Annotated in this window: 4 protein-coding genes; 3 read left to right on the top strand and 1 reads right to left on the bottom strand. The window is 43.2% G+C overall.

Going from position 1 to position 13,864, the window contains the following annotated elements; genetic code table 11:
• Positions 1–104 precede the first annotated feature (104 nt).
• The 3 genes from F6K37_RS17560 (at position 105) to F6K37_RS17550 (ending at position 2,696) form a co-directional block, all read left to right on the top strand.
• Complete coding sequence (locus F6K37_RS17560) at positions 105–845, top strand: cytochrome c biogenesis protein CcdA (protein WP_287251388.1); 741 nt, start codon at positions 105–107, stop codon at positions 843–845.
• Between the two features lie 11 nt (positions 846–856).
• Positions 857–1,042: a hypothetical protein gene (locus tag F6K37_RS17555; RefSeq protein WP_008191315.1), complete on the top strand. Its 186-nt coding sequence runs from the start codon at positions 857–859 to the stop codon at positions 1,040–1,042.
• A gap of 211 nt (positions 1,043–1,253) precedes the next feature.
• A complete protein-coding gene (locus tag F6K37_RS17550) occupies positions 1,254–2,696 on the top strand; it encodes a cytochrome c biogenesis protein (protein ID WP_287251387.1) in 1,443 nt (480 codons plus the stop codon).
• A 51-nt stretch (positions 2,697–2,747) separates the two neighbouring features.
• On the opposite strand, the gene F6K37_RS17545 is transcribed toward F6K37_RS17550, so the two are convergent.
• Complete coding sequence (locus F6K37_RS17545) at positions 2,748–13,340, bottom strand: non-ribosomal peptide synthetase (RefSeq protein ID WP_287251386.1); 10,593 nt, start codon at positions 13,338–13,340, stop codon at positions 2,748–2,750.
• Positions 13,341–13,864 lie beyond the last annotated feature (524 nt).

Below are 13,864 nucleotides of genomic sequence, written 5' to 3'. Positions count from 1 at the left end.
ATGTCCTAACTGCCCTGGCGACTGCTATATCCCTGGGATTTGGCCACTCTACTTGAGGGGTTCAATACGCTAAAATTCAAGCAAACTGGGTGTTAAAATTCCCTATGCTTGACACATTCTCGACTCAACTCTATCAACTCCAACAATTCGCTAATAACCTGGTTGACAGCCAACTGACTCACCTGAGCCTAGTCAGCATAGCCATCATCTTTGCTGCTGGGTTGCTGACTAGCCTAACCCCCTGTATGCTATCAATGCTACCGATCACGATTGGCTACATCGGTGGTTATGAAAATCAAGGACGGCTGCAAGCTGCTACCCAATCGGTATGGTTTTCCTTAGGCTTAGCCACAACCTTAGCTGCATTAGGAATTATCGCAGCATCTATCGGGCGAGTCTATGGTCAAATCGGTGTTGGCTTACCGATTATTGTGAGCCTAATCGCCATTATTATGGGGTTGAATTTACTAGAAGCACTACCGCTACAGTTTCCAAGTTGGGGTGGTATGGATTGGATTTCCCAGGAATGGCCGAAAGGGTTACGCTCTTATCTCATTGGTTTGACCTTCGGTTTAGTTGCGTCTCCTTGCAGTACACCGGTATTAGCAACGTTACTGGCTTGGGTTGTCTCAACTAAAGATTTAGTGTTAGGTGGTGCCTTGCTGTTGTCTTATACAGCTGGTTATGTGGCACCCTTGATCTTGGCAGGTACGTTTACTGCTTCAATTAAACGATTATTAGAATTGCGACAGTGGTCGAGTTGGATTACACCAGTAAGTGGTGCGCTATTGGTGGCATTTGGTGTGTTTTCGTTGTTGTCTCGGATTCCTGTGGGAATTTTTTGACTGAGTACTGAGTGCGTCGTAAGCTATCAGCTATCAGCTATCAGCTATCAGCTATCAGTTATCAGCTATCAGCTATCAGTTATCAGCTATCAGCTATCAGCTATCAGCTATCAGCTATCAGTTATCAGCTATCAGCTATCAGTTATCAGCTATCAGCTATCAGCTTATGCGCTACGCGCAATGGACTTTTCTGGTGACTTTCAATTATCATAAATCTCGAACTATTAAATTCTCTCGTTTGCGCACGCTACGGGAACGGCGCACGCTACGCTGGGTTTATTTTAAGCTGACCGCTGACCGCTGACCGCTGACCGCTGACCGCTGACTGCTGACCGCTGAATGCTACTGAGATTCTTTTCATAAATCTGCTCATCCTATTCAGAAAACAAGTAATTAACTAGACTGGATATGACTTTAGAAAACTCATCAGATAACTCATCAGATAACTCATCAAATAACTCATCAGATAACTCATCAAATAACTCATCAAATAACTCATCATTGAATAGTAGCAGTCGGTTGTGGCGTCGGTTAGTATCAGTGCTGGCTAACTTACGGTTAGCGATTATCTTGCTACTTGCGATCGCACTCTTTAGCATCAGCGGTACAGTTATTGAACAGGGTGAATCTCTGGCATTTTACCAAGCTAATTATCCTGAAGACCCAGCGTTGTTTGGTTTCCTGAGCTGGAAGGTGTTGTTGCTGCTAGGGTTAGATCATGTCTACCGGACTTGGTGGTTTTTGTCCTTATTAGTGTTATTCGGTAGTAGTCTGACCGCCTGTACCTTCACTCGTCAATTTCCAGCTTTAAAAGCAGCCCGGAATTGGAAGTTTTACAAAGAACCCCGCCAGTTTGGGAAACTTGCTTTGAGTGTAGAGTTGGACAAGGGGTCTTTTACTTCCCTCACTGAGTTGTTAGAGAAGCGGCGTTACAAGGTATTCCAAGAGGGGGATACTATCTACGCCCGTAAAGGAATTATCGGACGGATTGGTCCAATTGTAGTACATGCCAGTATGTTGATTATCCTGGGAGGGTCAATTTGGGGCTCAATGACAGGATTTACGGCTCAGGAAATGGTTACCAGTGGCAATACATTCCAAGTTAGAAACATTATTGATGCCGGTCCGTTTGCTTGGCCCCAAATCCCCAAAGATTTGTCAGTGCGGGTGAATCGTTTCTGGATTGATTACACTCCATCCGGGGATATTGATCAATTTTACTCCAATCTGTCAGTTTTGGATAGTCAAGGTGAGGACATTGACCAAGAGACTATCTATGTGAATAAGCCCCTAAGATATCGAGGTGTCACCTTTTACCAAACGGATTGGGGGATTGCTGGGGTTCAGGTGCAGTTGAATAATAGTCCAATTTTCCAGCTTCCCATGGCACAACTTCCCACTAATGGTGAGGGACGGATTTGGGGCACTTGGGTTCCCACAAAACCTGATTTAAGTGAAGGGGTATCCCTTTTAGCTAGGGATTTGCAGGGAACCCTGTTTGTTTATGATGGAACGGGTAATCTCGTTTCAAGTGTTCGTTCTGGTATGGGGATTAAGGTCAATGGGGTGATACTTAAAATTAAAGATGTCATCGGCAGCACTGGCTTACAAATTAAAGCTGACCCGGGTATTCCCTTTGTTTACACTGGCTTTGGTTTACTGATGTTAGGGGTACTGATGAGTTATGTCTCCCACTCTCAGATTTGGGCATTACAAAAAGGCGATCGCTTTTATATTGGTGGGAAAACCAATCGTGCTTTGGTCACCTTTGAACGGGAATTGATTGAGATTTTAGAGCAGGTGGGTGAATCATCCCAGACCGTAGAACCTTTACTAGCTAAATCTGCTTAGTATGACCGCGATCCAGCTTCCGAACAGGGGAGCCAGTGCCGCCAAGACGTGCTAGTTGTTCAATAGATACTTGTTCAATTCTGCAGTTAGACCCTCAACTTGAGGGGCTTTCATAATAGTGAAATGGTCTCCAGTAATAGTGTGAGTTTGGATATTACCTAGAACTAGAGAACCCCAGCCGTGGGTTGGGTCTTCAATTACTGCTGGGGAAGTTTGACTAGCATTTAGAAGGAGAACTGAACCTGGATAAGCTTGTGGTTGATAATAAGAGTTTGCTGCTAGATTTGCTTGAAAAACTTCCCATAAAGAACGCATTTGCTCTATTTCTAGGTCTGATGGGAATATCCCTTGCTGTTTGGCTTGCTCAAATAGATGCAAAACTTGCTGGGATGCTTCAAGTTGTCTAAGTGTTTCATGGGATATATCTAACTCTTGACCATAAAGACCTCCCAAATCTTGAGCCAATAGATTTACTATCATGGCTTGATCTATTTCTGAAGGTTTCCGAATTAAAGTGGGTGCATAACTGTCTATTAACGTTAGAAGAGCCACTGGCTCATTTTTAGCCTGTAATTGTTGTGCCATCTCATAAGCAATTACACCTCCAAAAGACCAGCCTATTAGGTGTAATGGTCCTTGGGAATGAATTGGCTTTATTGCCTCAATATAATGGGATGCCATCTCCTCAACAGAAGTTAAGGGTTGCTGTTGTCCATCTAAACCAAGAGATTGTAAACCATATACTGGATAATCTTGATCTAAATGACGAGCTAACTCTGCATAACACAGGACATTACCACCACCAGGGTGAATAAAAAACAAGGGGGGTTGGTTTCCACTGGTTTTAATGGGAACTAATATGGAGTGAGATGTATCTACTGAACAATCCAGAAAGCTGGCTAACTGTTCAATGGTTGGACTTTGGAAAAGGGTTGCTAAAGGCAAATTGATTTGGAATTGTTGTTTAATCTGGGACATTAAACGGACAGCCAGTAGAGAATGTCCTCCGATTTCAAAGAAGTTGTCATGTATTCCTACATCTGGCACTCCTAGAACATTGGCGAAGATGTTGGCGATTATTTCTTCGGTTGGAGTACATGGAGCTACATATTCCTCCACCCTGCTGAAAACCCCATCAGGTGCAGGTAGGGATTTGCGGTCTACTTTGCCGTTTGGTGTTAAGGGCAGGGTGTCTAAGGTAACGAAGGCACTGGGCACCATATAGTCTGGTAGTTTCTGAAAGAGGAATTCTCGTAGTTGCTTGGTGCTTAGTGATTCGGACTGACTGACATAATAGGCGACTAGGCGTTTGTGACCAGGAACATCTTCTGTTACAATTACTGCGGTTTGTTGGATGTGGGGATGGGTGGACAGTACTGATTCTATTTCCCCTAGTTCGATGCGGAAACCCCTGATTTTGACTTGGTTATCGATCCGACCGAGAAATTCAATGTTACCGTCTCGTCGGTATCTCGCCAGGTCTCCGGTTTTGTAGAGTCGTTCTGAAAAGGAACTACACAAGGGATTTGGGATGAATTTTTCTGATGTTAGTTCTGGGCGATTTAGGTATCCTCTGGCTAGTCCATCACCTCCTAGGTATAATTCTCCGGGTACGCCTATGGGTACTGGTTCCAGGTTTTTGTCTAGGATATAGATTTGGGTGTTGGCGATGGGGCGACCTATGGGGGGAAGTGATGACCAATCACTGGGAAAACCATTTAATTTAAAAGCACTGACCACATGAGTTTCTGTTGGTCCATACTGATTTTCTAGACGGCAATTAGACAGTTTTTCAAAAAAGTTCCTGAGGGTGGGAGTAATTTGTAACTGTTCTCCTGCGGTAATCAATTCACACAGTGTAGAGGGTAGACATTCCGGACTAGTCAAAGCACTAGTCGCTAAGTATTCTAGAGCCACAAACGGTAGAAAGAGTCTTTCGATACCTTGTTGTTTGAGCAATTGCAATAAGGCAGTTCCATCTCTTCGTACATCTTCTGGTATCAATACTAATGTTCCACCTGAACACCAAGTAGATAAGATTTCTTGGAAGGAGACATCAAAGCTTATCGGTGTAAATTGCCCAGTTTTTGTGCCGTATTTGGCAGAGGAGTTTTTCAACTGCCACAGGATAAGATTAACCAGAGGACTATGGTTCATGGCAACCCCCTTAGGTTGACCAGTAGAACCAGAAGTATAAATCACATAAGCCAAATTATGTGAATGAACCCCAACATCAAGATTCTCCCCACTATATTGCTCTATGGCACCCCAATCACTATCCAAGCAAACCACCTGGGCTTGATTTTGTGGCAAAGATTCTAGTAACGACTGTTGAGTCAACAACACTTCAACACCCGAATCGCCCAACATATAACTCAGTCGTTGGTGAGGATAATTAGAGTCCAGGGGTACATAAGCACCACCCGCCTTGAGTATCGCCAACAGTCCTACCACCATCTGTACAGAACGTTCCACACAAATACCCACCAATACTTCTGGTCCTACTCCCAAGCAAAGTAGGTGATGTGCTAGTTGATTCGCCTTTTGATTTAATTGATGGTAAGTCAACTGCTCTTGTTCAAACACCACGGCCACAGCATCTGGTGTTTTCTCTACCTGCTCTTCAAATAACTGATGAATACATTTTTCTTTTGAGTATTCCGTTGCAGTATCATTCCACTCCACCAACAGTTGATGACGTTCCTCTGCACTCAATAAAGGTAACTCACCCACCACTAGTTGGGGATTTTCCACAATTGCTGACAACAAGTTCTGGAAATGAGTGGCCATGCGAGCAATGGTAGACCGATCAAATAAGTCCGTGTTGTACTCCCATTCACCTATCAATCTCATGTCTGTTTCCGTCATTGACACGAGCAAATCAAACTTAGACGTAGTACTTTGTTGATTGAACTCACTCAAACTCACACCGGGTAAGTCTAATTTCCCCATCGGTGCATTCTGTAGCACAAACATCACCTGGAACAGGGGGGCATGACTCAAAGACCGTTGGGGTTGCAATGCGGATACTACCTGTTCAAACGGTACATCCTGATGTTCATAAGCGAGTAGTGTGGTTTCCCTGACTTGTGTAAGCAACTGCGAAAAACTGGGATTATCTTCAAAACGGGTTCTCAACACCAAAGTATTGACAAAGAACCCAATTAGCGGCTCAATTTCATGGCGGTTGCGATTGGCTATGGGTGAACCAATTAAAATATCAAATTGCCCACTGTAACGAGACAGTAAGGTGGCAAAAGCTGCCTGTAGCGTCATAAATAAGGTACTACCCGAGTTCCTGGACAACTGTTGCAACTTCTGGGTTAATTCAGTGCTTAAACTAAAACTTTCACTACTGCCGTGGTAACTCATTACATGGGGACGAGGACGGTCTGTGGGTAATTGTAATAATTCTGGAGCACCCTCTAATTCCTGTTTCCAGTAATTGAGTTGGTTTTCATTGATTTCCCCACTTAACCATTGTCTTTGCCAAAGAGCAAAGTCAGCATATTGAATCGCTAATTCGGGTAAGGGGGATGGTTCTGATGCAACAAAAGCTTGATATAAACGTGATAGTTCTTCGATTAATATCCCCATTGACCAACCATCAGAGACTATATGGTGCATGGTCAGCACTAACACATACTCGGTAGTGTCTAGTTGCCATAATTTAGATCGGATTAATGGTGCTACCTCTAGGTCAAAGGGGGTTGTGGCTTCCTGTTGTATTTGTTGGTGTAAGATAGTTTCCCGTTCTGCTTCTGGGTATTGTTGTAGGTCTACTACATTGATGTTGATGGTGCTGTGGGGGTGAATTACCTGTATTGGTGTGCCATTGATAGTCCGGAAACTTGTCCGTAGTACTTCGTGACGATGGATTATTTCTGATAAGGCTTGTTCTAGGGCGTTAATCACCAAGTTTCCAGTGATGCTCAGGGCTGCTGGCATGTTGTAAGTGGCGCTAATTCCTTCTAGTTGGTTGAGGAACCATAGTCTTTCTTGAGCTGAGGATAGGGGTAGTTGTTCACTATCGGTTCTTGGTTGAATCGGAGGAAGACTTAATTGGTTTTCTGTGGTCAGTAATTGGCTTAATTTCGGCGAAATAAGAGCGATTGTAGGGCTTTGAAATACTTCCCTTAGGGAGATTTCTCTGTTGAAGGTCACTCGCAGTTGGGAAATTAATTGGGTGGCGAGTAGGGAATGTCCTCCGATTTCAAAGAAGTTGTCATGTATTCCTACATCTTTCACTCCTAGAACCAGAGCGAAGATGTTGGCGATTATTTCTTCGGTTGGGGTACGTGGCGCTACATATTCCTGTTCTCGGGTGAAGACCCCATCTGGTGCTGGTAATGCTTTTGTGTCTACTTTGCCATTGGGTGTTAAGGGCAGGGTGTCTAAGGTAACGAAGGCACTGGGCACCATGTAGTCTGGTAGTTTCTGCTTGAGGAATTCTCGTAGTTGCTTGGTGCTTAGTGATTCGTTCTCACTGACTATGTAGGCGACTAGGCGTTTGTTACCAGGAAGATCTTCTGTTGCAATTACTACGGTTTGTTGGATGTGGGGGTGGGTGGACAGGACTGCTTCGATTTCTCCTAGTTCGATGCGGAAACCCCTGATTTTAACTTGGTTATCGATGCGACCAATAAATTCGATGTTACCGTCTGGTAGATATCTCGCGAGATCTCCGGTTTTGTAGAGTCGTTCTGAAAAGGAACTAGAGAAGGGATTTTGGATGAATTTTTCCGATGTTAGTTTTGGGCGGTTGAGGTATTCTCGGGCTAGTCCATCACCACCTAGGTATAATTCTCCTGGTACTCCTATGGGTAATGGTTGCAAATTTGGATCGAGAATATAGCTTTGAGTATTAACAATTGGACGACCAATAGGAATGGTTTTTTTGCTCATTCTTTCGTGGCAGGTGTAAAAATGCGTATCAATACAAGCCTCTGTTGGCCCATACAGATTGTGTAAAGTAGCTTGGCTTTGTTGTTTGAAAAGACAGTATAGTTCAACAGGCAAAGGTTCGCCCCCACAAAATACTCGCTTTAAATATTTACAAATGGCTAAATTTCTTGTCTCTAAAAGCATTCTTAGTAACGAGGGAACCAATTGAAGCACGGTAATTTTTTGTTGGTTAATTACCTCAATTAGATAATCACTATCTTGATGTCCCTCTGGTTTGGCGATTACTAATTGTGCTCCTACCAATAATGGGGCATAAAATTCCCAAATTGAAGCATCAAAGCTAAATGGAGTCTTTTGCAAAACTTTATCAAGTTTAGTTAAAGGAAAGGTTTGCCCCATCCAGCGCATATGGTTGGCTAACGCTTGATGAGAGATTGCCACACCTTTGGGAACTCCTGTAGAACCAGAAGTATAAATCACATAAGCCAAATTATGTGAATGAACCCCAACATCAAGATTCTCCCCACTATATTGCTCTATGGCACCCCAATCACTATCCAAGCAAACCACCTGGGCTTGATTTTGTGGCAAAGATTCTAGTAACGACTGTTGAGTCAACAACACTTCAACACCCGAATCGCCCAACATATAACTCAGTCGTTGGTGAGGATAATTAGAGTCCAGGGGTACATAAGCACCACCCGCCTTGAGTATCGCCAACAGTCCTACCACCATCTGTACAGAACGTTCCACACAAATACCCACCAATACTTCTGGTCCTACTCCCAAGCAAAGTAGGTGATGTGCTAGTTGATTCGCCTTTTGATTTAATTGATGGTAAGTCAACTGCTCTTGTTCAAACACCACGGCCACAGCATCTGGTGTTTTCTCTACCTGCTCTTCAAATAACTGATGAATACATTTTTCTTTTGAGTATTCCGTTGCAGTATCATTCCACTCCACCAACAGTTGATGACGTTCCTCTGCACTCAATAAAGGTAACTCACCCACCACTAGTTGGGGATTTTCCACAATTGCTGACAACAAGTTCTGGAAATGAGTGGCCATGCGAGCAATGGTAGACCGATCAAATAAGTCCGTGTTGTACTCCCATTCACCTATCAATCTCATGTCTGTTTCCGTCATTGACACGAGCAAATCAAACTTAGACGTAGTACTTTGTTGATTGAACTCACTCAAACTCACACCGGGTAAGTCTAATTTCCCCATCGGTGCATTCTGTAGCACAAACATCACCTGGAACAGGGGGGCATGACTCAAAGACCGTTGGGGTTGCAATGCGGATACTACCTGTTCAAACGGTACATCCTGATGTTCATAAGCGAGTAGTGTGGTTTCCCTGACTTGTGTAAGCAACTGCGAAAAACTGGGATTATCTTCAAAACGGGTTCTCAACACCAAAGTATTGACAAAGAACCCAATTAGCGGCTCAATTTCATGGCGGTTGCGATTGGCTATGGGTGAACCAATTAAAATATCAAATTGCCCACTGTAACGAGACAGTAAGGTGGCAAAAGCTGCCTGTAGCGTCATAAATAAGGTACTACCCGAGTTCCTGGACAACTGTTGCAACTTCTGGGTTAATTCAGTGCTTAAACTAAAACTTTCACTACTGCCGTGGTAACTCATTACATGGGGACGAGGACGGTCTGTGGGTAATTGTAATAATTCTGGAGCACCCTCTAATTCCTGTTTCCAGTAATTGAGTTGGTTTTCATTGATTTCCCCACTTAACCATTGTCTTTGCCAAAGAGCAAAGTCAGCATATTGAATCGCTAATTCGGGTAAGGGGGATGGTTCTGATGCAACAAAAGCTTGATATAAACGTGATAGTTCTTCGATTAATATCCCCATTGACCAACCATCAGAGACTATATGGTGCATGGTCAGCACTAACACATACTCGGTAGTGTCTAGTTGCCATAATTTAGATCGGATTAATGGTGCTACCTCTAGGTCAAAGGGGGTTGTGGCTTCCTGTTGTATTTGTTGGTGTAAGATAGTTTCCCGTTCTGCTTCTGGGTATTGTTGTAGGTCTACTACATTGATGTTGATGGTGCTGTGGGGGTGAATTACCTGTATTGGTGTGCCATTGATAGTCCGGAAACTTGTCCGTAGTACTTCGTGACGATGGATTATTTCTGATAAGGCTTGTTCTAGGGCGTTAATCACCAAGTTTCCAGTGATGCTCAGGGCTGCTGGCATGTTGTAAGTGGCGCTAATTCCTTCTAGTTGGTTGAGGAACCATAGTCTTTCTTGAGCTGAGGATAGGGGTAGTTGTTCACTATCGGTTCTTGGTTGAATCGGAGGAAGACTTAATTGGTTTTCTGTGGTCAGTAATTGGCTTAATTTCGGCGAAATAAGAGCGATTGTAGGGCTTTGAAATACTTCCCTTAGGGAGATTTCTCTGTTGAAGGTCACTCGCAGTTGGGAAATTAATTGGGTGGCGAGTAGGGAATGTCCTCCGATTTCAAAGAAGTTGTCATGTATTCCTACATCTTTCACTCCTAGAACCAGAGCGAAGATGTTGGCGATTATTTCTTCGGTTGGGGTACGTGGCGCTACATATTCCTGTTCTCGGGTGAAGACCCCATCTGGTGCTGGTAATGCTTTTGTGTCTACTTTGCCATTGGGTGTTAAGGGCAGGGTGTCTAAGGTAACGAAGGCACTGGGCACCATGTAGTCTGGTAGTTTCTGCTTGAGGAATTCTCGTAGTTGCTTGGTGCTTAGTGATTCGTTCTCACTGACTATGTAGGCGACTAGGCGTTTGTTACCAGGAAGATCTTCTGTTGCAATTACTACGGTTTGTTGGATGTGGGGGTGGGTGGACAGGACTGCTTCGATTTCTCCTAGTTCGATGCGGAAACCCCTGATTTTAACTTGGTTATCGATGCGACCAATAAATTCGATGTTACCGTCTGGTAGATATCTCGCGAGATCTCCGGTTTTGTAGAGTCGTTCTGAAAAGGAACTAGAGAAGGGGTTGGGGATGAATCGCTCTTGGGTTAGTGCATCATTACCCATATACCCACGAGCCAAGTAAGGAGTACGAACATATATTTCTCCTATTTCTCCGATGCCAGCAAGCTGCTGTAAAGTATTTAAAATCAGTAACTGAGCATTGGAGATTCCTTTGCCTAAAGGCAGAGTATTTTTTGAACTTACCAGATGGTCTACGGGGTTAGGGATATAGAAATACCCCATTGCCTGAGGGGTTTCCGTCGCTCCATAGAAATTAACTATTCTCACACAGGGAGCTAGCTTGTACATTTTTGAAACATGGTCTTGAGTTAAGACATCTCCACCAAAAAATACATACCTCAAGCTATTAAGTGTGAGTTTGGTTTCAAAAAGCAGTTGTGCCATCGCTGGAGTCAGATGGGTAATGCTAACCTGTTGTTGCTCCATCCAACAAGCTAACTGACCGGGAGTTTCTATATCCTCAAGGTCAGGAATACATAAGGTAGCCCCCAGCCATAAGGGTGTCAATATATCTCTCAATAAGGGGTCATGGGCAAGTCCCGAGAGCATACTGAATCGGTCTGATTCGTGAAGTTCAAATGTCTGTGAGTGCCAATTGAGGAAATGAGCTAGGGGTCTGTGGGTGCCCTCGATCCCTTTTGGTTGACCAGTTGAGCCAGAGGTAAAAGCTATATAAGCTAAGTCATCTAGGTGAATGTTTACCTCTGGAGCATCAGTAGAAATTCCCTCTAAATTTAAGTCTGGGGTAATTTTAAGACAACAGCATAACTTATTTACTTCCTGTTGTAGTTCACCCTTAAGTGAATCTGTGGTAATCTCAAGGCAAGCGCGAGGTTTTCCAAGGCGAAGATAATTAATAAGACGAGCTACAGGATAAGCAGGATCGAGAATCATAAAAGCTGCACCGGCTTTGATGACTGCCAGTATTGCCCAAACTAAACAAGCGCTACGATCGCCTACTATGGCAACAACGTCTTGGTTTTTGATGCCCAATGCTAGCAAATAGTTGGCAAGTTGATTGGCACGGTTTGAAAGTTCGGTGTAGTTCCACTTGACCTGTTTATCGATAACAGCTAATTGTTGTGGAACCCTTGTTGCTTGTCGGTCAAATCGAGTATGGAAAGCATCAGACCATTCACAACTTAGTTTCTCCACTGGGTTGGGCAGCAAAGATTTAGCTTGGGGAGTGACTAAAGAAAAATCCGTGATCGTCTTTTGGGGATGTTGGATAATTTGTTTGAGTAAATGCTCGAATTGATGGAGCATTTCTCCCATTCTTGTGCCTGTAAACAAATCGGCATTGTAGAGTAATTTTAGTTGTATTTCCTGGTTTGATTCCGCTGCATACAGTGTTAAGTCAAATTTTGAATTAGCCGCTTCGCTTGTGTCAAATTGTTCGACTTTTAACCCTGGTAATTCCAGTTTTGTTTCTGACAAATTGAGCATGTTGAATAATACCTGGAACAGGGGGTTATAACTCAGCGAGCGCGAGGGTTGTAGTTCTTCAACTAGTTTCTCGAAAGGCACATCTTGATGAGCATAAGCATCTAAGGTTACTGAACGCACTCGTCTCAACAATTCCCGAAAACTGGGATTACCTGAGAGGTCAGTGCGTATCACCAACGTATTCACAAAAAAACCAATCAAAGGCTCAATCTCACGGCGATTGCGATTGGCTATGGGTGAACCAATTAAAATATCTTCTTGACCGCTGTAACGATGTAGTAAAGTCCCAAACGCCGCTAACAGAGTCATAAATAAGGTAGTACCACTATCTCGAGACAGGGTTTGTAACTTCTGGGTTAATTCAGTATTTAAACTAAAACTTTCAGTCCGACCCTGATAAGTTGGCGCAGTTGGGCGAGGGTAGTCAGTAGCTAACTGTAATAATTTGGGAGCACCCTCTAATTCCTGTTTCCAGTAATTAAGTTGGGTTTCTAGTATTTCTCCAGTTAACCATTGTCTTTGCCAAAGAGCAAAGTCAGCATATTGAATCGCTAATTCCGGTAACGGGGATGGTTCTGATGCAACAAAAGCTTGATATAAACTTGATAGTTCTTCGATTAATATCCCCATTGACCAACCATCAGAGACTATGTGGTGCATGGTCAGCACTAACACATACTCACTGCTGTCTAGTTGCCATAATTTACACCGGATTAATGGTGCTACCTCTAAGTCAAAGGGAGTTGTTGCTTCACGTTGTACTTTTTGCTTTAAGATAGTCTCCCGTTCTGGTTCTGGGTATTGTTGTAGGTCTACTACATTGATGTTGATGGTGCTGTGGGGGTGAATTACCTGTATTGGTTTGCCATTGATAGTCCGGAAACTTGTCCGTAGTACTTCGTGACGATTGATTATTTCTGATAAGGCTTGTTCTAGGACTAACACATTTAGGTTACCGGTGATTTCTAAAGCACCGTGCTCAATATAAGGAGCTTTTGACCCTTCAACTTGATCAATAAACCACAGTCGTTCTTGACTAAAAGATAGGGGTAATTTTTGGTCTCTAGGAATAGCTTTAATTGGTGGGTAATTAGTATTATTACCTTTACCAAGTTGTTGCAAAAAAACTATAATTTCTGCTTGACGTTCAGCTATTTTTTGGCGTAGCGCAGGGGTTAGAGTTCCTTTATTAACACGACAAAGGAGTTTTTCACCGTTGGTTGAGATATTAATGCCCTGGTTTTGAAGCCAAGATATAAATTCAACTATATTTACCTGGTTGTTATTCATAATTAAATCTCTATTATTTCTTCATCTATTGCCAGATGATCTGGAACTTGTAATACTCTATGAGCTACCTCTAGATACTCAGCTACATTCTTAAAGCCCATAAAAGCGCTAATCAACTCTAATCCAGAAGGGTATAACAGTAAAGCCCGTTCTCCTACCTAGCATTGATTGGAGATGGGCTGCGTACGCGAAGCGGTTCCAAAGGAACATCGCTGTTGCTTGTCTATCTAATTCCCCATAGGTAAGACTCCCTGATTCGGTTTCTCCGTTTTGCAGAAAGATCTAGGCAAGCTGATTAGGCATAGCTTGCGATCTTTCGCTTAATAAATCAACTAAACTAAAAAAGTTTGACTCGCTATTGGGGAAAAAATTGACACAAGTCATTACTTAGCTACTCCCAATACAAGCAGTTCAAAAAATTCAGATACCAAGAATTCAACAATCAAGTTGTCAATCCACAGTAAAGCCAAAGAAGTAGTTGAATTCCAACGCTTACTCACGGCTCGTAACTTGGCTGAGTTTGT

Origin of the sequence: Moorena sp. SIO4E2 (assembly GCF_010671945.1) — a bacterium.
GTDB classification, from domain to species: domain Bacteria; phylum Cyanobacteriota; class Cyanobacteriia; order Cyanobacteriales; family Coleofasciculaceae; genus Moorena; species Moorena producens.
This window is presented reverse-complemented; position numbering and strand designations above follow the sequence as displayed.